Below are 21,196 nucleotides of genomic sequence, written 5' to 3' on the forward strand. Positions count from 1 at the left end.
CGGTCACTTCAAGGGCGGGCTCGTCCGTACGCGGGCGAGGGCCGCCTGCCTGAGCCAGGCCATGCGTACGGCCAGGAAAGCGAACACGGGCAGCGGAAGGAGCATGGCCACGGCTCCGGCGAGCCGCTGGTCGGCGAGGAGGTCCGGGACGCCGGGCGGGGCCGCGAGGGAGAACCAGTCGCTCGCGACCGGCGGCCCGAGCAGCAGGAACGTGCCCAGGGCCAGATGGGTCAGGATGACGGCGGCCAGCAGCCGGGCGCGGACGGCCCAGGGAATCGCGCGGGGGAGCGGGTCGACGCCCGCCGGCACCCAGAAGATCAGCAGGCCGAGGCCGACGAACAGGACCTGGGTGAGCAGGTGCTGGGCGTAGCCGGACAGGGACCACGGGAGCCACGGTGTGGCGTACAGCAGCAGGAAGGCGACCGGGTAGACGGTGAGGAGGAAGGCAGGATGGGTCAGGCGGCGGGCGGGGAGTTCGAGGTCCTCGCGTAAGGACGCGGCCAGGGTGAGCGGCGCGCCCAGGCAGAGCAGGAGCGGGGCGACGGCGGTGAGCACGACGTGCTGCAGGACCTGCGTCGACAGCATCGCCCGCGCGTACCCGCCCACGCCGCCGAGCAGCACCAGCGCCATGAGCGCCACCCCCGCGCACCAGGCGACCGTACGTCCGACCGGCCACGACGCGGCCCGGCGCACGCCGGCCAGGTAGGCGACGGCGGGCAGCGCCAGGAGCAGCAGGACGGTCGGGTCCAGGCGGACCTCGGTGATCAGAACGCTTGGGGTGAAGGGGGCGAGCGGGTACTCCAGGACGAGGTGGTCGTGGCCGCCGCCGCTCCCTGGCGGTGGGGGAGTGCGGGACAGGCCGACGGCCAGCCCGACGACCGCCGCCATCACGGTCAGCTCGCCGGTCGCCAGCCGCACGAAGGTGTGGCGTACGGTCCGGTCGGCGACGCCCGCGACGGTGCGGCGGCGATGCGTCCAGCCGAACAGGCCCAGCGTCACGAGCGCCACGGTCTTGGCCACCAGGAGCTGCCCGTAGGTGCTCTGCCAGAGGTCGGACGGGCTGCCGAGCCGTACCCATGCGCCGGCCACGCCGGAGACGGCGACGGCGGCGAAGCAGCACAGGGCGAGCGTGCTGAAGCGGGGCAACACCGTCGGAAGGTGTTCGGAGCGGCGGAAGTGGACGAGCACCGCGGCCAGGCCGCCGACCCAGACGGAGACCGAGACCAGGTGCGACATCAACGCGGACACGGCGATGTCGTGGTCACCGGCGGAGGCGGCATGCCCCACGTACGCGGGCGGCAACAGCGCAAAGGCGGCGATCATCGGGCGTACCCAGGCGGGCAGCGTCCGCAGCCGCGAGGAGACGGCCGCCAGCGCCGCCACGGCCGGGACCCACAGCAGGGCCCGCGTCTGCGGCAGCGCCGTGCCGAACCGCAGCAGGTCAGGGGCCCCGAGCAGGTCCGCGACGGGCAGGGGGATGAGGTTGGACAGGGTCAGCACGTAGCTCAGCAGCGCGGCGAAGGTCCAGCCGAGAGCCCACCATCCGGCCGCGCGCAGGCACGCCTCGGACTCCTTCGTACCGGTCGGGGCGAGAGCGGCCGCCGTGAGCGTTCCGACACAGGCGAGCGCGCACAAGTCGTAGCAGAACCGGACCAGCGGCAGCCCCCACACGGTGATCGGCCCCGCGGTGGGCAGTCCCGGGAGCTCCGGCTGGATCGCGCCGCCGAACCGGAGCACGACGACCAGCACGACCACGCCGGCGGCCACCGCCGCACCGGCGTAGATCCGTTCCGGGGCCTTCATGGCGGCTCCGCCCGGCTAGGGTGCCCATTCGCATCGTGCCACACCGGCGGTGATCAGCCCATGGGCTCGCCCCGGAGGTTTCAGACGAGCACCACAGCGGTGTGGGCGTGCCCGCGACTGCCGCCGACCTCCACCTTGACCGCTTTCTTGGACTTGCGCACGCTGCGGTCGCTCTCCTTGACCGATTTCACCGGCCAGGGCAGCTTGATCTTCACCTCGTCGGCGGTCCTGGACGGGTCGGAGACCGCCAGCCGTACCCGCTTCTGGTCGCGGCGGATCAGCAGCGTGCAGGGGCCGTCGGCGGCGAGCGGGCCGTCCGCGGTCTCGACGGTCCCCGCGCGCCAGAAGACGGCGGCGAGCACGCCGTCGCGGGCGATGGCCTGCACCGTACGGGAGTTCGCGAGGACCTCGACCCGCCCGCGGTACGCCGCGGTCTGGGCGACGGAGGCGTCGGGCAGCACGGCATAGGCGTAGCGCGCCCTGCGCGGATCGACGCCGTGGTCGACGAGGATCGTCGTGTAGTGCCTGGTGACGGGGGTGTCGTCGCCTCCGGTGGTGGCGCCCTTGTCGATGTCCCGCCAGCGGCCGGTACGCTTCCCGCGGATCACCTTCGCCTTGGCACCGTCGAGCAGCGCGTAGCCGGCCACCCCGCAGAGGTGGACCCAGCCGTCGCCCTGGGTCAGCGGCGGGTGAGTGTCGTGGGTGTTGCGGTTCTCCACGACGGTCTCGATGCGGCGGCCGTCGGAGGCGGTGATGCCGGCGCCGAGCGCGATCACCGCGTCATCGAGGAGGAACCACGCCTTCCTGGCCCGCAGCGAGGAGCCGTCGGCGATCAGCCTCATGGCCGCCACGCCGTACTCGCCGTCGAGCGCCACGCCGCCCGCCCACGGGGTGGGCGGCAGGCGACGCTTGCCGTGCCGGAGCTCGCCGCGTCTGCGGGTGTCGACCGTCGTGCCCGGCAGCCGGTACGGGTCGATCGTGGGCCACAGGTCGTCGTTCCAGTGGGTGAGGTCGCCGGTGTAGAGGTAGGTCATGCCGTCGCCGGTGTACCAGCCGCGCAGGTTCTCCAGATTCATGGCCTCGGCGGCGCCGATGCGCTCCGAGCTCATCGCGATCGCGTAGGCCCAGGTGGGACGGTGGTGCACGACCCGGTCCATGTCCGCGAAGACGTACGTGCCCGTCGCACGCGGACCGACCGGCACCGACGGGTCCGCCAGCAGGGCCTTGGCCCCCGCGATGCTCGGCAGCGGCGCGAGCGTGTCGTACGGGATGGCCTGGTTGCGGGTGAGCCAGCCCTTCACCAGGGGCCGCCAGCGCTGGGCATAGCGCTCGGGCGCCGCCTGCAGCAAGGTGAGGATGGCCTCGACCGCCTTCTGCCCCGAGTGATAGTCACGGTGGCCCTGCACCGAGATCTGCCGGCCGCGTACGCAGTCCATCATCAGCCCGTCGAAGATGAACGGCGTGAACGAGCGGTCCACGATGTCGTAGACGTTCCCGATTCCGCCGATCTCCCACGGCGACTTCGCGAGCATGGCGATCAGCTTGGCCACGCTGTCCAGGTAGTCAACGCCGTAGCTGCCGGTGTAGGGGAACACGTCGTGCTGGATGAACGACCCGTCACGGTAGAAGCCGTCGCCCGGGCCCTTGGTCCGCCGCAGCAGGTCGGAGACGGCGTCTCTGGCCCGCTTGACCAGGCGTGCGTCGTGGGTGAGCAAGCCGCGCATCGCCACCGCCATGGCCTTGCCCGCCCGGTTGGCGCCGGTCTCGACGACGCCGGGGTGGCTCACGCGGCGCTCCGGGTCGGGGCACCAGCGGCGTAACGGGCGCAGCCAGTGCTCGATGCGGTCCTTGGGCAGGCCGTCGTACATCAGGGCGCAGGTGTCGGTCAGCGCGCGGGGGACGCCGATCTCCCACCAGTACCAGTTGCTGCCCTGCCGGTCGAGCCCTTCGCGGTAGGCGTGCTCGTACAGGAAGTCCAGCGCGCTGACCGCCGTCTCGGCGACCTGCGCGTTCCGGTGCAGGGCGGTGCCCGGCGTGGCCCAGCCCAGCGCCAGCGTGCGCATGCGGTTGTAGGCGCGGTTGAAGTTGCCCGTCCGGGGGTCTCCGAGCGGCAGGTCGGGCCACAGGCTCGGGGCGCCGGGGGTGAGCTTCAGCTTGCGCAGCACCGCGTTGGCCGAGCCTTCGACCGCCTGAGTCTTGTCGGCGTACGCGGCGTCGTACGACCCGCCGGCCAGCAGGCTCACCCACCGCTCGCGCGCGGCGTCGAACGCGGCGGCGCCGACCGCCTCGGCCGGTCTCTCCCACAGGGCGAGGCCGCCTAAGGCCGCGGCGCCCAGAAGGGCGGACCGCCGACTGAGGGGGTGGGTCATGGAGGCCTTCCGACAATCGGGCGAATACCTGCTGAAACGATCATATGTCCCCAGGAGGGTGGATCATTTCGTTGGTGCGTCGGGCGAGGGGGTTCGGTGGCCATCCGGATGGTGCCCGCGGGGATGTCGAGCGCGGAACGGCTTGGCCAGCACCGAGCTCACCCCGGACACCCCACCCCTTGCGTGCCGAAGCCGGTGGCGAGCGTCCGGCCCGTCTCCGACCTCCAGCGTTCTGTGATGGAGCACGCCACACTCCTCGAGCACGCCGTCAAGGGTGACGTCGACGCAGAAGAACTACGCGAACACGATGCGCTCGGTGCAGAACCAGCCCGAGGACGGCGAGTCTGCGACTGATGCGGTTTCCGGCGAGGGAGACCGCGGCAACGACACTCGGGTCGGCACCGCGACCTGCTGAAACGGCGGGGTTCCAAGCGAGGCAGCGCCCGCCCTGAAGTTCGGTCGGTCGGGCGGGCGAGGCATCCATCAAATGCCGGCGTCGAGCCTATTGCTCCTCGTCCGGGGGCGGTACAGGGGCCGCTTGACATACGTGACGGGGACCGCGGAGATGGGCTCGTCGAGTACGACGTCCGGCCGGCGCCGGGCGACCGCGCGCACATAGCCGAGGTGGCGTCCGCCATCAGCGGTGAGGGCGTCGATTTCCACCTGGTTGTCCGGTGCGATCGCCCGCTGCCATTCCAGCCAGTACTTCCACCCGTCGGTCATCGTGTCGGCCACGTCCACGTGGGCGACACCGCTGCGATCCCAGTGGCGGCGCCACCACTCGGCCGAGTGCAGGTTGGCCATGCTCGGCTCCCACCACGCCGCCAGGTGCTCGGGCGTCGGCCCATCGATCTCCTGGACCAGTCCGGCACCGGCGATGCCGATCTGCCCGCCCGGCCGGACGAACCTGGCCAGATAGTTCAGGTACAGATCGTCGGTGCCGTAGTAGACGAACGAGTCGATGCTGACGACCGCATCGAAGAAGCCCGCGGCGAACGGCAGGGCTCGGGCGTCGGCGTGGATGGGGAACGCCGCGTGCTCGGCGCCGGCGTCGTAGATGCGTTGCATGCGTTCGTCGGGGCTGAACCACAGGTCGGTGGCCCATACCTGGACGTCGTACTCGCGGTACAGGAAGATCGACGAGGCGCCCCGGCCGCAACCCAGATCCAGCACCCGCATGCCGGGCCCCAACGACATCGCCTCGGTGAGCCACTCGGCCAGCCACAGCGAGTTGGCCCCGCCGCTGACGCTGGAGCGGATCCAGTCCGGGTTGTAGCGGGAGGTCCGTGGGAACCGTTCTGACATCAACGGGTCAATCGGCATCGTCGGGTGTCCTCCTGTGTAGGTCCGCGGTGGCAGGTTGCGGTGGGGAGGGTAGCGGAACGTGACGCAGTGTTCCCGCATGAAACGCCGCCTGATGAGTAAATTCTCCGGCCGGTACGGCTGATCGGCGGTTAGCTGGTGACAGAGAGCGACTCTACGCGGCAGCCAATCGAGAAGGTACGGGGAGGCGCCCCGGGATGGGCTTCGCATCTCCACCCGGGTCATTGGCACGTCCGGCGTCGTGGCGTTGGCGCTCTCGAGCACGCGGCGGGCCAGGCGAGGCATTGCACGCGCTCAACCAAGTGTGCGACGGGGGAAGGGTTCAGATCTCGGGCGCCCTGGCCGCATCCGATGAGCAGCCCAGCCGTCCACGAGGTTCGAGCGCGTGTTGCATCCCCGCATGGAGCGGGTCACTGGTCCAGCGGCCCTCACCGCAGCCGGGCACTCACCAGCACTCCCGCCGCCAGCAGCCGCGCCGGCTGGTGCTGGTTGCGCGCAATTTGGCGAGCATCCATTCCCCCCAGTCGCCATCGCTGAGTCGGGTGGGAGGGGCACCGAGGAGGGCAGGCGTAGCCATGGCGGCCGCAACGTTCGAAGCTCGGGATGCTTCGGTCAATGGTTGGTGATCCCGTCGGTGGGGAGGCCGTCATGGCTGGGATGGAACACGTCGGTGCAGGGCTCAGGCTGGAAGCCGAACCCGTACCGTCCGAACATGTTCGCACTGTCGACGCCGAGTGCCTCGGTCGCCTCGAACCATTCGTCGCTGTCGGGGATGCCGGGACCGCGGTAGGTGAGGCGGTGGACGAGACCGCCGCGTGCGAGGTACTCCCACTCGGCTTCGGAGGGGAGCCGTAGCGGTGACCTCTCCAGTTCGTCGGACACCTCGTGCGGTGGTAGCGGCGGGCTCGGCGCCTGCGCGACGACCATCGGTCCCACCTCCACATGTGTCAGCGGCCTCATCAGGTTCGGCTCGTCGAGGAGCTCGCGCTGGCCGGCGGCGTGGCGGATCTCGGCCTCCTCCTCAGGTGGGAGGCCGACGTCGACGCCGCCGCCAGGCACGAGGCAGAACCGTACGCCCTGGCGCGACAGCACCGCGATCGGCGGAGCCGCCGAACGAGCGCAGTCCGATCAGGGAGAACTCCGGCCCCAAGGCGGTGACGACGACATCGGTGATCTGCTCCCGGCGCCGGCCGCCTCCCACGCTGCCGTTGATCTCAGTTCCGGTGCCTCCCCGAAGATGGCGCGCTCCCACGCATGTTCGGCGAGGCCGCACAGGTCCGCGGCGCGGCGTTCCTCCGCGCGCTTGTCCCGCAGGTATTGGAGCGCCTTTCGGGCGGCGGGGGTCGGGCGCGGATGGGGCGGACGCGGCGTGCCGCGCGACTCCTCCGCGATGAGCGCCTGCATCCCGTCGCTTCCGGGGGCCTGGTTGATCAACCTCGTACGCGCGGCGGAGACAGCCGGTCGAAACTCGGATCGAGATCACCGTCGCAGGCCAGGCGGGCCGCCGCGATCGCGACGGGTCGTACTCGATGAGCGCGGCACCTTCCAGCTCGTCCTCGGAAGGCGTGCCGCTGTGCACGGCGAGAATCACCGGTAGCGCACGCTCGTCGAACGACGAGTCCTCGAACACGCACGACAGCATGACGCCACTCCCGACGAAGCGCTGCCGGTCGGCGGGCAGCGCCCGGCCCAAGACGTGGAAAGCCTTGCACACAGGGCCGATACTTACCGTCTGGCCCTCGCCCGGGAGGTCTGCGCCATGGCAGCCCACGATCTGACAGCGGCCGAGTGGGCCACGCACCTGCCCGATACGGCGTATCGGCGTATGCGCTAGCTAGGCCGGGTTGTGATGGGGGCGCCGCGATCGTTCCGCGCTCCTTGCTGAGCCATCCGGTCGGCGACAAGCTCGAAGGTCCGTTCCAGATGAAGTCTTCCGAGGGCTCGTACTATGAGCTGGGAGTGGCAACGTAGGCGGCATGGCTGTTCAACTTCACCCTGCATTTTCGAAGAGCGCGAGCGTGCTCGTCGGGCGGGATGGAGCGTGCGGCCATGGCGACGCACCGGACGCTCGGCTGTGACGCTGCCGATCCACACCGTATTGCTGCGTTCTGGGCTCAGGCACTCGGGTATGTGGCCGAACCGGGCTACGACGACCCAGACGGTGCCTCGATCATCGACCCGGACGGGAAAGGACCAGCCAATGGCGAGCATCTGGGCCATGCCGTCATGCTCGATCCCGATCTGCATCGCGTGACGAGCCGGCCCGAGATGTGCGTCTTCCAGGCTGGCGCACGATGAGCGTTGAACGGCAGAACCGTCGCCACCTTCGGTCAGGTCCGGCGAGACAGGAGACCCCTCATTCCTCCAGATGCAGGGTTGTTCCGGACGTTGCACGGCGCTGTCCCGTCGTTCCTCGATCCCGTGATCCAAAACCACAGGCCGACGTTTCCGCGGCCGATACGCTTAGAATCCGATGATCTAGTAGCTTCGCCACTGTTCCTGGAAAGGCTGATGATGGCCGACGAACCCGTCGTCGAGGACAAACTTCGGTCGCACGTGCCGCACACGGCACGGATCTGGAATTACTGGCTGGGTGGCAAAGATCATTTTCCGGCGGATCGGGAGGTCGGGGACCGGGTTCGGAAGATCTTTCCCGTGGTGATCGAGCTGGCGCGGGCCGACCGGCTGTTCCTGGGGCGGGCTGTGCAGTACTTGGTGGCCGAGGCGGGGATCCGGCAGTTTCTTGACATCGGCACAGGGCTACCGACCCAGGACAACACCCACGAGGTCGCGCAGCGGGTGGCCCCCGAGTCGCGGATCGTGTACGTCGACAACGATCCGCTGGTACTGGTGCACGCACGAGCCCTGCTGACCAGTTCTGCGGAAGGCGCCACCGACTATATCGACGCCGACTTGCATGACCCGGACATCATCCTGCGGGAGGCGGCCAAGACGCTGGACTTCTCCCAGCCGGTGGCGATCATGCTGCTGGGCGTCATGCATTTCATCAGCGACGACGACCAACTGCAGCGCATCGTCGACCGGCTACTGACCGCCGTGCCGTCCGGAAGCTACGTGGCGGTGGCCAACACCACCACAGCGGTCAACGGCGAGGCCACCGCCGAAGCGGTCCGCGTATGGAATATCGACGCTCAGCCGAAACTGAAGCTGCGGACCCCGGAGCGGATCGCCGAGTTCTTCGACGGCCTCGAGATGGTGGAACCAGGCTGGGTCTCGTGCTCACGGTGGCGCCCCGAGCCAGAGTTCGACGGCAGCCTGCCGGTCGAGGTCGACCAGTGGTGCGGGGTCGCACGCAAGCCATAGAGGCCACAGGTCGGAGCGTTCTACGCAGCAGGTGCCAAGGCCGCCGCGCCTGACTACACCGTTCCTCAACGCCAAGAGACGCCCCGAGCCCACACCGGCATAGACCGAGCAGATCACCCCAGAGGTACTGAAGCGGAAACTGCAGGCATCGACCAGTGCGAGGATGTTGCGCTTTCGGCCGATCTGGGGTCTCCAGAATCGCGCGCCGTGGCGGAGGCATGGCCTGGGCAGTACCCGTTGGCGACGATCAGCCGTCCACGGGCGGCGGTGTGGCCAGCCGGGTGCGTGGCGGGGATCACGGCTTGGCACGTCGGGCAGATGTCCGGCTGGTCGGCTGTCATGGATACCTTTCAAGGACGTGGAGCGAACGGTGAGGGACACGCTCTGAATCCACGGCTTCTGTCCAAGAAGCGCAAGCCGGACAACGCGCGGGTCGTGTGGGTGCCGGATATCGTGTCACCTCATGCGACCTGAGCCTGGCCCGGTTACGCGGGCAGAATCGAGCCGCTCCACGACGCGCTGGCGGCAGAGTGGATCTGCGCCAGTTCGCCATCGAAGTAGGGGGACAGGCTCGTGTCGTAACGCAGGTTGCCGTCCGTGTCGGCGACGCTGGCTGTGATGCCGTTGAGGTAGCCCATGCGGCTGCTCTTGTTATAGCGGAAAAACCAGGATGAGCCGAGGGAGCCTTCACCGGTGAACGGGGACTCGACGGCGGTGAATTCCTCGGCCTTAAGGCTGGGGGCCATGGCGCGGCTTGTGCGACCGCTGGAGGATTCGAGGGTCTCGCCTGTGTAAGGCTGGGTGCCGTCGGGGTGAGGGCCAGCGGGGTAGCCGACGACGTCGACCGAGGAGTTCAATGGCTGGTTCCAGGTCAAGCCCTGTCCGCCGACGTTGTCGACCAGCCTTCCGAACTCGGTCAATCCGCCTGAGGCTGAGGGGACGACACCGCTGTAGACGGTGACGAAGGCGTAGTCGCGGTCGTAGTCATCGTAGATGGTGAAGTCGTAGTGGGCGAAAGACTTCTTTCCGACGTAGAGACCCCATGGAGTCGTGCCGTCGGCATAGCCGGGGACAAAAACCCACTTGTCGAGGGCGCCGTCAGAGCGCTGGGTGTCGTACACGCAATGGGCGGCCGTGGCGACAAGGTTGCGGTATTGCGACTGTACGGCGGTGCCCGTGCACCAGTGCGGCAGGCCGTCGGCGCCGATGAAGAACACCTTGCCCCAGGTGGTGGACGTCTTGGCGTTCTCTTCGCCGGAGGCGGTGGGGAGCACCGGCGAGACAAAGCCCGGCTTGGTATCGGGGATGGTGCCGCCGCCCGCGGGGAAGATCTTGTACGCGACGGTCTGGACGTTGTACGGTGTGGCGTTCCTCAGGTTGGCGCTGCCATCGCCAAGCCAGAACATCGCGACCTCAACAGCGGTCGCTTCAGTAGCGGCCAGCGGGTCGGTCGTCACGCTGGAGGCCACGGCAGGCACGGCCATGAGACCGGAGACCAGCAGACCGACGGTTAATACAGCTGATGTTCGCTTCATCCTCTATCTCCAGATCTACTTGCACAAATTGGCGAAAATTCGAACCTATGATCTACTTTGAGAGTAGATGCTAGCTGTCCGCCTCGAAATGATCAACGGTTTTATGCGCTCTGCGGCACGTGTACGCTCACCAGGCCGTGAACATGGCCGGGTACACAGCTTCATCTGACGTGTTGTGTGGCTGGCCGTCCTGCTGGGCGGACCCGTGTCGGCGGGCCGGACGATCTCCCGCAACGCTGTCCCTGCCGATACCGTCATCCGTGCAGGTCATCGGGCTTCCCTGACCGCTACCGACATGCGCCGGCTCTGGCGTTCGAAAGGTGCCGCTGGGAGATCGGGACAAGGACGTCGAGATTGTTGCCTTGCGGCACCAGATCACCGTTCTCGAACGGCAACTCGGCGCGGACGCCAGGGTGAGGATCGCTCCGGAGGACCGAGCCTTCCACGCCGCGCTTCTGTCATCGTTGCCCCGCGAGGTCTTGTGCCGGCTGCGGCTCCTCGTTCGCCCGGACACCGTCCTGTGCTGGCGCCGCGATCTGCTCAAGCAGCGGCACGCCCGCACCTGTCGGCCGAAGCGACCTGGGGAAGGCAGCCGCGGCGAGCGCGCGGCACCGGCGGCGGAGTCGTGGATGCTTGGGGCATGCCTCCACGGCAAGACGGTAAGACGCCGGGGCCGCGCGCGTTTCACCCCCCATGGGCGTGCCGCGCGGATGGCCGTCACGCGAACGGCGTCAGGAACTCCCGTGGCTTGAGCGCGCGGCCGACGATTCGCACGTCGCCGATCCACCCGTAGTAGCCCTGCCCGTACGCCAGCGCGAACTGCGTGCCGCCGATGGCGAACGGCCGGCCAAGGGTCGAGATGCCCTTCGACGGCTGGGACGGGTTGCGGGCGATCCTCGACCCGTCCACGTACACCACCGTGCGGTGAGCGTCGTTGACCACCGCCACGTGCATCCAGCGGCCCACCGGGAGGGCGTGGCTCCACGAGGTGGGGTCGGCGTCGCGGTCGGTGGGGTAGACGACGTACTGCAGGAACCGCTCGGGCGACAGGTTGAGGCTGCACGTGGGCTCGTCGGGCGACCAGCCGCTCGACTTGCCGGCGTCGCCGCTGCGGCCCTCCCAGCTCAGGATGCCCATCCAGGCGTGGTCGCCCTCGAACGGCCCAGGCAGCTTGACGAACGCCTCGATGGTGTAGCCGGACTCGAACTTCATGGCGTTGATGGGCGCGTTCGCCGCCGACCTGAGTACCGCCCCGCGGTCCGGGTTCTTGCCGCCGTCGAAGCGGAGGCTGGCGTGGGCGGGCTGGCCCTCGTGGTGCTCGGCCGACCACCTGAGCGTCTCGGGGACGCTGGCGTGCAGCAGTTCCATGGTCAGGTCGTTGCCGCCGCCCGTCAGGTCCCGGGCGACGGCCCCGGCCGGGACGACCCCGCCGTCCGTGCCCGCCACAGCCAGGCCCTCGGCGTCGAACCTCCAGTACGCCACCGTGCCCTTGGGCATCACCGCCTTGGCGGGCCTGGACGGGGGCGTCGGGCGCGGGGCGAACCCGGCGAAGCGCTCGTCGAAGTCGATCTCGATGCTGAAGCGGTCGACGGGGCCGGTCAGCTCCAGATGCTCGGCCTCCAGCGGGGTGCGCTCGTCCGGGTCGCGGGCCAGCAGCCAGGGCGACAGCGTCTCCACGTCAACCACGTTGCGGACGAGGTCGAAGGCGTAGAGGCGGATCATGCCCGCGCCGCCGTAGTAGCGGTCCTGGTAGTTGGCGATGTGCACGTGGACGTCGTGGCCGGCGTCGTTCTTCAGCACCGTGCGGCCGGGCGGCCAGTAGTGGCCGTTGAGCGTCAGGAAGATCTGGTCGTTGTGCTTGACGAGGCCGTCCCACAGCCGCTGCCCGTACTGCGACAGCGCCGCCACGCCGTCGTCGCCCGCCCAGGCCAGGTCGTGCGTGGTGAGGATGGCGGGCAGGGTCCGGTTGGCGTCGATGACGCCCTGCGCCCACTGCAGGCCCATGTCGGAGATGCGCCAGTCGAGGGCGAGCACCAGCCACTTCCGGCCGCCCGCGTCGAGCACGTGGTAGCTGTTGTAGCCGTCGGGCGAGGCGCCCCGGAACGTTGACATCCGGGCGTACCTGGAGGGGCCGAACGCCTTGAGGTAGGCGGTGTCGCCGCGCTGGTCGTCGGTGCCCGAGTTCACGTCGTGATTGCCGGCCAGGACGCTGTAGGACAGGCGGCCGTCCAGCGACTTGAACGCGTCGGAGGCCAGGCCGAGCTCCTCCTCGGTGCCGTGTTCGGTGACGTCGCCGAGGTGCGTCATGAACGCGATGTTCCGGCTTTCGCGCTCGCCGGTGAGGAAGCGGAACGTCTGGCGCACGGGGGCGGGGTCGGAGCGGTCCTCGTCGAACAGGTACTGCGTGTCGGGGAGCACGCCGATGGTGAAACGCGGGTTCTCGCGGTCGAACCGGCCACCGCCGGTGGCCGCTTGCGCGGGGGCTGCGCCGATGAGGGTCACGGCGGCGGGGGCGGTGATGGCCGCCTGCAGCAGGGCCCGGCGGCCGAGGGAGGGGTGAGGCATGTCAGCACCTTGATCGTCGCACGTGGCGCGGTGGTGCCCCGGGCGGTAACGCTCACCTTCCTCCGGGGAAACCTTTCCCCCCTGGCTCGCGCGCCCGATTCCGGCCCCATTCCCGACCCCAGCCGGCCGGGCACGGCGCGCGTCCTTGAGTAGGCGCTCAACCCAACTGAGCGTCTGCTCAACACCGATTGATGACCCGTTCGAAGCCCCTGTCCTGGAAGGCCCGCGGGATGCCGGCGGGGAGGAGGAGTACCCCTGCCATCTGCACGAAGGTCAGCAAGCGGTATGACGCGTCGTCGGTGTCGTACGCGGAGGCGAACCAGGTGACGTTCATCCACGCCCACCAGATCGCGAAGAACACCATCGCGTAGCCAACCAAGCACGCCCGTGCCCGCATGCCCTTCTGACAGCGCGTGATGGAGGCTGGCGGCCGCCTGCGCCACGGCCACCACAATGCACAGATCGGACAAGAGCTCCAGCGGGGTGGAGACCCGATACGGCTCGGCGGGGTCACGCCCGGCCGTCCTGCGCCAAAACGGCGTCCTTATCGCCGCGCAGCGCGGGGAGTCCGCGAGCCATCCGATCAAGCGGCCTCGGCGGTCACGGCGGTACGGGCAGTCCTGGTGACGTCCCGCAGTGGGCGATCGACCACCAGAACGACTTCCGGATGCTGCCCGGTGAGACACTTGCCGGGATCCTCGCGCGTTACGAGCAGGTCGCCGCCCGCAGCGAGGAAATCGTCGCCGTCGTTCCCCGACCTGTCGGCGAGCACCCGATGCCGAAGGCGCCCTGGAACGAGCCGGGCGCGGTGCGCAGCGTGCGCCGGGTGCTGACGCACGTCATCGCTGAGACCGCTCAGCGCGCCGGGCACGCCGACATCCTGCGTGAGACGCTCGACGGGCAGAAATCAAACGCGAGCGGTGACGGGGCCCCGCTGGATCGGGCCATCGTCCTGACCGGTGCTCCCATTGTTCACATGCCGTTGGTTGCGTTGCGGCGCGATCTCGCCGACCATGACGACTCATGAGCGACGCCGTGCCGGACAACGGCCACCAGCACCACCACGGGCCCCTTCACGAGCTCGCCGAGCGCATACACCACCACCACGAGGACGCCGTCCATCGCAGGGAGGAGGCGGAGCTGGCCTCCGCCGCCGAACAGGCCGGATTCGACCTGGAAGCCGACCTCGGGCACCCTGTGCCCCATCCCGGAGGGGACGCGTTTGACATGGACACTGATCTGGGCATAGATCATCATTCTTGATGAGGTGAGGCAAGGACCCTGCTGCGCCGGCACGCGCAGCTCACGGACCTCCCGCTCGAGCTCGGCGATCCGCTGCGCGTCCTCGGTCGACGTGCCGGGCCGCTGCCCGCCGTCGATCTCCGACTGACGCACCCAGCTGCGCAACGCCTCGCGGTGCACGCCGAGCTGCTGGGCCACCCGCGCGATCGCACCAGGTGCCTGGCCGGTCTGCTCCCGGACCTCAAAGACCATCCGCACCGCACGCTCACGAAGCTCGTCGGGGCACTTCCTGAGGGCTGGCATCGCATGTGAATCCCCCTTCCGCCAGCACGATCATGCCGGCTTCAGGGCCTCCAACCAGCCCGGACCGGTTCGGATCTCGGCGTTGCCGAGCGCCCCCTCGGGGCTGTCGCACTCCAAAGAAGGGCCAGGGCCGAAACCAGCGCCGCGCGTTGTCAGCCCGATGGACGTTGCGCCTGCCGACAATACATCCACGCAGGTCATGGCGATGCAGGCCTCCGCGTGGCGTGCGCGAGCTCCGACCATCAGGAGTAGAAGACGTGCGGCATGATGATCAGTCGTGCTCCTTCGCCTGGCCTACTTGACCGTCACGAACGCCATCGCCGCGTTGCGGTTGCTCCCCATGGGCGATCGGGACAAGGATGTCGAGATTCTCGCCTTGCGCCACCAGATCACTGTCCTGCGACAACAACATTCGCTCCCGAGGACCGGGCCTTTCTCGCCGCGCTCCTGACCTCGCTGCCCCACGATCTCCTGGGCCGGCTGCGGCTGCTCGTCCGACCAGACACCATCCTGCGCTGGCACCGCGATGTTGTGGTGCCGCTGGAAGGCCGGATTCAGCGCCGAAAGGTGCTCGGCAGAGCGATCAACGAATACTACCGAGCAGCCTAGCCGACCCGAAGAAACACCAGTTCAGACCACGTGTACGAATTTTGAAGCGGCACGGGTAAGTACCCTGGGTCGCCTCTCACGAACGCCGATGCTGTTTCCATCGGTGCGGGTCGTCCTCCAGGGAGGCCCGGTCCCAGTGTGCCAACTCTGCGGCGGCCTCGTACGTGGAGTCGAGGAACTCCAACAGCACCCGGTCCGGATCCTTCGCATCGGCCACAGCTTCGTAGGGCAGCAGGAACTGCCGATTCTCGCGGCTGTAGTAAGCGGTCTTTGGAGACACCGGATAATCCGCATACCCCTCGGGTTCGGGATAGGCATAGGCATAGAAGGCGCCCTCCTCGCCGCCACCCGGCCAGAACCCGCAGCTGGCCAGCTCTCGCGAGTACCCCTCCACCATCACCCAGTCCCCGCAGTTGGGCGCGCCACCGGGATGCGGAGGTGCAGTTCGTCCGGAGAACCTGGTACAGGCCAGATCCATCGCGCCCCAGAAGAAGTGCACCGGACTGACCTTGCCGACGAATCGCGACCTGAATTCCCCGAGTACCCGATCCGCCTGCAACAGTTGCCGCCAGAACAGCTGCGCCGCCTGGGCGTCGTACGAGGCATGTTGGCGATCTTCAGCGAAGGGAATCGCCGGCTCTACCTCGTTGGGCGCCGCCTGAATTTCCGTCCTGATCCCGAGCTCCGCCAGGGCCGCCATGGTCTCGCCGTAGAAATCGGCCACCGGCTTGGGCTCCAAAGCCACTGCACGAGTCCCGCCATCACTGCTGCGAACGCGCAGCAGATGTTCGACGAAATCGAATTCCAGGTCGAATGCCCCGGCCCCGTACGGGATGGCCGAGGTGGTGAGCCCTCGGGGACTCACGTACAGCGTGACTTGCCACCAGTGATTGACCAGCGGCGCGTGAGCCAGCCGGACCTTGCCGACTATCTGGGTCCACATGTGCAGGGTGTCACGAGTCTCCGCCCATTCCGAGACCCGCAGGCGAGGCCACGCCTGTTGTACTGCCATTCATGCTCCCCGCTTCGTCGTGCTGCCCACGTCGCTACCCTACGATGCCTCCGGGTCCGAGTTGGTCGCCAGGGGATTGTTCGGCTGACGCCATGCGCGATCGATCGGATCCCTGATCCTCGACGGTGCATATGCAGAGGTCGGGGTCATCCAGGAGCAGCGTCAAGAACCCGTGATCCACCTGTCCATCCGCTCGAGCGAGCGTTGCGACTTACTCGGCGAGTTCCTCGACAGCGTCAAGGAGAACCGATCCCCTCCGGGTACACGACCGCTCGGTGCGGGAGGCGGTGCATGGCCGGCGCCATTCGCGTCGGCTCTCCGGCAGGCGCCGCCTGCCCCTGGCGGCGCGGGATACCCATGGCAGGGGGTGGCAGCGTCCGGGCTACGGCATGACAATCAGGGGCATGGGTGATCAGTTGGGGGAGTTCCTGAGGGCCCACCGTGCCGCGCTGGATCCCGATGAGAGTGATATGCCGTCGTACGGGCTGCGCCGGGTGCCCGGCTTGCGCAGGGATGAGGTGGCGCAACTGGCGGGCATCAGCGTCAAATACTACGCGCGGCTGGAGCAGGGTGAGAGTCACCAGATGTCCGACTCCGTGCTGCACGCGCTGGGCAACGCGCTGCGGCTGAGCGTGGATGAGCGGGCGCACCTGGTCCGCCTCGCGCGGCCCGTCCAGGCGGAGCAGATCCGCCGGCCGTACGGGCCGGAGCAGGTGCGGACGTCGATGCTGACGCTGGTGGACAGCACCGCCGACCAGGCGGCGATCATCGTCGGCCGGTACTTCGACCTGCTGGGCGCCAACCGGCTCGGCTACGCCCTCTATGGGCTCAACCCAGGCCAGCACGTCAACCTGGCCAAGATGCTCTTCCTCGACCCGGCCATGCTCGACCTGTTCCCGCACTGGCATGAGGAGGCCGTCAGGACGGCCGCCTACTTGCGGATGGCGACCGGCGACATGCCCGACGACCCGGCGCTGGCCGATCTCATCGGGGAGCTCAGCATCAAGAGCCCGGAGTTCTCCCGGATCTGGGCCGCGCAGTCCGTGGCCGAGTGCACGCATTCGACGCGCCATTACCGCCACCCTCTGGTCGGCCCGTTGGAGCTCAATGAGGAGAGCCTGCGTTTCGCCGACGACCCCCGGCAGCGCGTCATCTTCCTGGGCGCGACGCCCGGCTCGGATTCGGCGCAGCGGCTGCGCCTGCTGGACTCCCTCGTTCCCTGATGATCGGCCGCGCCGCTGACGTGCGGCACGTGATCGAGTTCTTCGGCGGCGGGTACGGCAGGAGCCTGCATGTGGTCGGGGAGGCAGGTGTCGGCAAGACCGCCCTGCCGGACGACGTGGCCAGGATGCCGGCTGCGGAGGGGACGCGGGTGCTGCGTGCCGACGGTGTGGAGTTCGAGGCCGACGTCACCTACGCGGGTCTGCACCAGATCCTGACGTCGGTGCTGGATCAGGCCGAGCACCTTCCGCCCAGGCTCCGTCAGGCCCTGGAGGTGGCGCTCGGCTCCGGCACCGGGCCGGCGCCTGACCGGTTGTTGCTGGTCAACGCCATGCTGGCGCTGCTGCGGCAGGTGGCGGCCGGGTCGCCGCTGCTGCTCGTCGTGGACGATCTGCCCTGGCTCGACCAGGCCAGCGCCGCGGTGCTCGGGTTCGTGGCGCGCCGCCTGGCGGGGACCCGGATCGGGTTTCTCGGGGCGTCCAGGAGCGGGGTGAGCAGCCTGTTCGATCATGGCGGGCTGGCGGAGATGGAGCTGGCGCCGCTGGACGACTCCTCGGCGCACGAGCTGCTGTCCGACCGCTTCCCGGCGCTCGCCTCCAGGGTGAGGACAAGGGTGGTCGCCGAGTCGGGCGGCAATCCGCTGGCCCTGCTGGAGCTGCCGACCGAGCTGAGCGTGCCGCAGCAGGCCGCGGTGGAGGATCTGCCCGCGGTACTGCCGCTGGGCGAGCGGTTGCGGGCGCTGTTCGTGGCACGCGTCACCGCCCTGCCGGAGGCCACCCGCGGGCTCCTGCTGCTGGCGGCCCTGGACGGTACCGGCGACCTTGGCGTCCTGCGCGCGGCGGCCGGTCCGGACACCACCGGGACGCCCAGGGGTGGACGGAGCAGGGGAGAGCCGGGTGGTCTGGAGGCGCTCGCCGTCGCCGAGCGGGAGCGGCTGGTGCGGATCGACGCGGCCGTGCCGCGGTTGGCGTTCGGTCATCCGCTGATCCGGTCGGCGGTAACGTGGCGTCGGTGTAGGTCAGCCTGTCACGTGCGAAGTGTGACATGAATCCTGTGGCGGATGCGGCCGCCTTCTGCTCGAACAGAGAAAGCACCAGCTTGGTCACCTCGGGAGTGGCGTGACCGGAATCGATGGGGCGGGACCTCCTGACTCCTCAGAAGTGATTCTCAACGTCGGGGAATCGCCTCAGCCTGGCTCGGACCTCGGCGGCGTCGACGTCGGCCCCGAACAGACCGGTCCCCGGTTGGAACCGCACGCCCTCGGTCAGCGGCCCCGCGACGACGGGGTCGAAGCCGAGCGCGTCGACCAGGGCGGCGACGGCCTCGAGGCCGGCCGGGTCGTCGCCGGCGATCGCGATGGCCTTGCGCCCCGGGCTGCCCGCGGGCCGGGCCTCGTCCTCCAGGTCGTGATATCCCATATGGTTGAAGGCCTTCACGACGCGCGACCCGGGCAGGAAGGCCTGCACGATCTCGCTGGAGGACGTCGCGGGGTCGGTGAGGTCGTCGCGGACGCCGTCCACCTCCCACCAGTAGTTCATCGCGTCGACCACGAGCTTTCCGCGCAACTCCGCCGCGGGCACCGTGCGGTACCTGCCGAGCGGCAGCGCCAGGATGACGAGGTCGGCGCGCGCCGCGGCGTCGGCCGCCGTGGTGGCGACCGCGCCGGGCGCGAGCACGTCGACCGTGAGCGCGATCTTCGCCGGATCGCCCGACCCGGCGATGAGCACCTTGTAGCCCGCGGCCAGCGCGAGCCTGGCCAGCACGGTGCCGACCTTGCCCGCGCCGAGGACGCCGATGGTCTCGTTCATCTGCCGTTCCTTCCGAGCAGGTCGCGCACCATCGGGATGACGGCCTTGCCGTACAGCTCGACCGCCCGCAGGCGGGCGCCGGCCGGTTGCGAGCCCGCGGTGTAGATGAGGTCGAAACGGCCGACGCCGAGGGTGGTGACCGCGTCGGCGATCTTGCGGGCGACGGTCTCCGGCGAGCCGATGTAGAGCGAGCCGTGCTCCACCTCGGCGTCGTACTCCTCGCGGTGGATCGGCTGCCAGCCGCGCAGCGCGCCGATCCGGTCGCGCAGGACCCGGTAGCGCGGCCAGAACAGCTCCCTGGCCTCCTCGTCGGTGTCGGCGATGAAGCCGGGGGAGTGCATGCCGACCGGGTGCGCGGTGGTGCCGAGTTGCTCGGCGGCGCGCCGGTACAGCTCGAGGTAGGGGGCGAACCGCTTGGCCGGGCCGCCGATGATGGCCAGCATGAGCGGCAGGCCGTACGTGGCGGTGCGGACGACCGACTGCGGTGAGCCGCCGACGCCGACCCAGGTGGGCAGGCTGCCCGAGGCGGTCTTCGGGAAGACGTCGGCGTCCTCGAGCGCGGGCCGCAGCCTGCCCTTCCAGGTGACGGGCCGCTCGTCCAGCAGCTTGGCGAACAGGTCGAGCTTCTCCTCGAACAGCTCGTCGTAGTCGGCCAGGTCGTAGCCGAACAGCGGGAACGACTCGGTGAACGAGCCGCGGCCGAGGATGACCTCGGCGCGGCCGTCCGAGAGCGCGTCGACGGTGGCGAAGCGCTGGAACACCCGGACCGGGTCGTCGGAGCTCAGCACGGTGACGCCCGAGGACAGGCGGATCCGCTCGGTACGCGTCGCGATCCCGGCCAGCACCGTCTCGGGCGTCGAGATCGCGTACTCCGGGCGATGGTGCTCGCCCAGCGCGATCACGTCGACGCCGAGCTCGTCGGCCAGCACCGCCTCCTTCAGCACCTGCCGGATCGCCTCGGGATGGGTCATCAGCTCGCCGTGGTCGTCCTCCGGCAGGTCGCCGAAGGTGTCCAGGCCGAACACGAGATCAGACATGACTGGGCTCCTCCGCCTCATATAATTGACACGTCAATTATGTATCATGTGATTGACATGTCAATCAGGAGGCGGGGATGACGCGGAAGCGCAGCCTGCCCACGGCCGATGAGCTGCGGGTATGGCGGGAGTACATCGAGACGGCCGAGGCCCTGAGGGTGGCGATCTCGGCGCGGCTGCAGAGCGATTCCGCGCTCTCGCCCGGGGACTACGCGGTGCTGCTGGCGTTGAGCGAGGCGGAGGGGCATCGGATGCGGTCCTCGGATCTGGCGGCGCACATCAACTGGCAGCGCAGCCGCCTGTCGCACCACCTGGGGCGGATGGAGCGGCGTGGGCTGATCGGGCGGGAGGACTGCGTCACCGACAGCCGGGGGGCGGAGGTGGTGCTGGCCGCCGCGGGGGCCGAGGCGTTCCAGCGGGCCACGGTTCCGCATCTGCGGGCCGTACGGGAGCTGTTCGTCGACGCCCTGACGCCCGAGCAGCTCGGCGCGGCCGGGGAGGTCGCCGCCGCGCTCCGCGCGCACGTGATCTCCTGAGGGCCCCGCAAGCGTCGAAGGACGCTGAGATCATGGTGTTGCGGCGTCAGGTCGGACGCCCGAAGCCGGAGCGAGCCGATCGGGCCGTTCTCGCCTCCAGCTCGCGCACATCAACGGAGGTGGCGAGGGTGTGCAGTTCCCGGCGGTTCAGATTCTGCGGCGGCCTCCACCCGCCGTACAGGAGCCGGGTCCGTGCCGTCTGCAGACCGGCCTTCGCGCGCCTGAAGTTCCGTGCGAGACGGCTCGCGTTCGCGGTCATGCTGCCCGTCCACGTGCTGATCAACCCGCCGTACGTGCTGTACGCCCGGCTCGACTGGATCAATACCGACCTGCCGTTGGTCACCGGGCCCCGCCTCGTTCCCCAAGCGGGGCAGTCTGCCGTCTGGGCGGCGGCTATGGGCCGGCCTGTTCGGCGGGGGTGCTCAGCGGCAGGCGCAGGACGAAGCCGGCCCCGCCGATCGCGGCCTGCTCGACGTGCAGGGTGCCGTGGTGGGCGGTGGCGATGTCCC

General features: G+C 69.2%; 17 protein-coding genes and 2 pseudogenes. 8 read left to right on the forward strand and 11 right to left on the reverse strand.

Going from position 1 to position 21,196, the window contains the following annotated elements:
- Positions 1-3: 3 nt before the first annotated feature.
- Both AB0L65_RS42305 and AB0L65_RS42310 read right to left on the reverse strand, forming a co-directional pair.
- Positions 4-1,803: a cytochrome c oxidase assembly protein gene (locus AB0L65_RS42305; RefSeq protein ID WP_364257994.1), complete on the reverse strand. Its 1,800-nt coding sequence runs from the start codon at positions 1,801-1,803 to the stop codon at positions 4-6.
- 80 nt (positions 1,804-1,883) lie between these two features.
- The gene (locus tag AB0L65_RS42310) at positions 1,884-4,172 is read right to left on the reverse strand and encodes a polysaccharide lyase 8 family protein (protein WP_364257997.1); all 2,289 of its coding nucleotides are present in this window, start codon (positions 4,170-4,172) and stop codon (positions 1,884-1,886) included.
- 274 nt (positions 4,173-4,446) lie between these two features.
- Here AB0L65_RS42310 and AB0L65_RS42315 point away from each other — a divergent pair, with 274 nt between their 5' ends.
- Entirely contained in the window at positions 4,447-4,587 is a 141-nt protein-coding gene (locus AB0L65_RS42315; protein WP_364258000.1) for a hypothetical protein, read from the forward strand.
- Between the two features lie 68 nt (positions 4,588-4,655).
- Here AB0L65_RS42315 and AB0L65_RS42320 read toward each other — a convergent pair whose 3' ends face one another.
- A complete protein-coding gene (locus AB0L65_RS42320) occupies positions 4,656-5,477 on the reverse strand; it encodes a class I SAM-dependent methyltransferase (protein WP_364258003.1) in 822 nt (273 codons plus the stop codon).
- A 630-nt stretch (positions 5,478-6,107) separates the two neighbouring features.
- Positions 6,108-6,554 carry a hypothetical protein gene (locus tag AB0L65_RS42325; protein WP_364258006.1) on the reverse strand — a complete coding sequence of 149 codons (447 nt, stop codon included), beginning with the start codon at positions 6,552-6,554 and terminating at the stop codon, positions 6,108-6,110.
- Between the two features lie 990 nt (positions 6,555-7,544).
- On the opposite strand from AB0L65_RS42325, the gene AB0L65_RS42330 reads away from it, so the two are divergent.
- Together AB0L65_RS42330 and AB0L65_RS42335 are read left to right on the forward strand one after the other, a co-directional pair.
- Positions 7,545-7,793, forward strand: a complete 249-nt coding sequence (locus AB0L65_RS42330) for a VOC family protein (protein WP_364258009.1) — start codon at positions 7,545-7,547, stop codon at positions 7,791-7,793.
- 213 nt (positions 7,794-8,006) lie between these two features.
- A complete protein-coding gene (locus tag AB0L65_RS42335) occupies positions 8,007-8,819 on the forward strand; it encodes an SAM-dependent methyltransferase (RefSeq protein WP_364258012.1) in 813 nt (270 codons plus the stop codon).
- Positions 8,820-9,304: 485 nt separating this feature from the next.
- Here AB0L65_RS42335 and AB0L65_RS42340 read toward each other — a convergent pair whose 3' ends face one another.
- The 3 genes from AB0L65_RS42340 to AB0L65_RS42350 all read right to left on the reverse strand — a co-directional run bounded on the left by AB0L65_RS42340 (position 9,305) and on the right by AB0L65_RS42350 (position 13,316).
- Positions 9,305-10,354 carry a hypothetical protein gene (locus tag AB0L65_RS42340; RefSeq protein ID WP_364258015.1) on the reverse strand — a complete coding sequence of 350 codons (1,050 nt, stop codon included), beginning with the start codon at positions 10,352-10,354 and terminating at the stop codon, positions 9,305-9,307.
- Positions 10,355-11,071: 717 nt separating this feature from the next.
- Positions 11,072-12,919: a LamG-like jellyroll fold domain-containing protein gene (locus AB0L65_RS42345; RefSeq protein WP_364258018.1), complete on the reverse strand. Its 1,848-nt coding sequence runs from the start codon at positions 12,917-12,919 to the stop codon at positions 11,072-11,074.
- Between the two features lie 178 nt (positions 12,920-13,097).
- Complete coding sequence (locus tag AB0L65_RS42350) at positions 13,098-13,316, reverse strand: low temperature requirement protein A (protein WP_364258021.1); 219 nt, start codon at positions 13,314-13,316, stop codon at positions 13,098-13,100.
- Between the two features lie 246 nt (positions 13,317-13,562).
- Between AB0L65_RS42350 and AB0L65_RS42355 the strand changes: the two genes are divergently transcribed.
- Positions 13,563-13,946, forward strand: coding sequence for a DUF664 domain-containing protein (locus AB0L65_RS42355; RefSeq protein ID WP_364258048.1), 384 nt, complete (start codon positions 13,563-13,565; stop codon positions 13,944-13,946).
- On the opposite strand, the gene AB0L65_RS42360 is transcribed toward AB0L65_RS42355, so the two are convergent.
- Positions 13,892-14,464 (reverse strand): transposase, encoded by a 573-nt coding sequence (locus AB0L65_RS42360; protein ID WP_364258024.1) that lies wholly within the window; start codon positions 14,462-14,464, stop codon positions 13,892-13,894. The genes AB0L65_RS42355 and AB0L65_RS42360 overlap by 55 nt on opposite strands.
- Positions 14,465-15,149: 685 nt before the next feature.
- The gene (locus AB0L65_RS42365) at positions 15,150-16,085 is read right to left on the reverse strand and encodes a DUF5996 family protein (protein WP_364258027.1); all 936 of its coding nucleotides are present in this window, start codon (positions 16,083-16,085) and stop codon (positions 15,150-15,152) included.
- 404 nt (positions 16,086-16,489) lie between these two features.
- On the opposite strand from AB0L65_RS42365, the gene AB0L65_RS42370 reads away from it, so the two are divergent.
- Together AB0L65_RS42370 and AB0L65_RS42375 are read left to right on the forward strand one after the other, a co-directional pair.
- Positions 16,490-17,308 (forward strand): helix-turn-helix transcriptional regulator, encoded by an 819-nt coding sequence (locus AB0L65_RS42370; protein ID WP_364258030.1) that lies wholly within the window; start codon positions 16,490-16,492, stop codon positions 17,306-17,308.
- Complete coding sequence (locus tag AB0L65_RS42375) at positions 17,308-18,354, forward strand: ATP-binding protein (protein WP_364258033.1); 1,047 nt, start codon at positions 17,308-17,310, stop codon at positions 18,352-18,354. The genes AB0L65_RS42370 and AB0L65_RS42375 overlap by 1 nt, the downstream gene beginning before the upstream one ends.
- Positions 18,355-18,460: 106 nt before the next feature.
- Here the strand turns inward: AB0L65_RS42375 and AB0L65_RS42380 are convergent.
- A pseudogene (locus tag AB0L65_RS42380) lies at positions 18,461-19,147 on the reverse strand (NAD(P)-binding domain-containing protein); the annotation flags it as partial.
- Entirely contained in the window at positions 19,111-20,172 is a 1,062-nt protein-coding gene (locus AB0L65_RS42385; RefSeq protein WP_364258036.1) for an LLM class flavin-dependent oxidoreductase, read from the reverse strand. The gene AB0L65_RS42385 and the pseudogene AB0L65_RS42380, both read right to left, overlap by 37 nt.
- 56 nt (positions 20,173-20,228) lie before the next feature.
- Here AB0L65_RS42385 and AB0L65_RS42390 point away from each other — a divergent pair, with 56 nt between their 5' ends.
- Both AB0L65_RS42390 and AB0L65_RS42395 read left to right on the forward strand, forming a co-directional pair.
- Positions 20,229-20,687 (forward strand): MarR family transcriptional regulator, encoded by a 459-nt coding sequence (locus AB0L65_RS42390; protein WP_364258039.1) that lies wholly within the window; start codon positions 20,229-20,231, stop codon positions 20,685-20,687.
- Between the two features lie 209 nt (positions 20,688-20,896).
- Positions 20,897-21,046, forward strand: a pseudogene (locus AB0L65_RS42395) (carbohydrate ABC transporter permease); the annotation flags it as partial.
- Between the last annotated feature and the right edge of the window lie 150 nt (positions 21,047-21,196).

It is taken from the genome of Nonomuraea sp. NPDC052116 (genome assembly GCF_040680035.1).
Lineage (GTDB): Bacteria > Actinomycetota > Actinomycetes > Streptosporangiales > Streptosporangiaceae > Nonomuraea > Nonomuraea angiospora_A.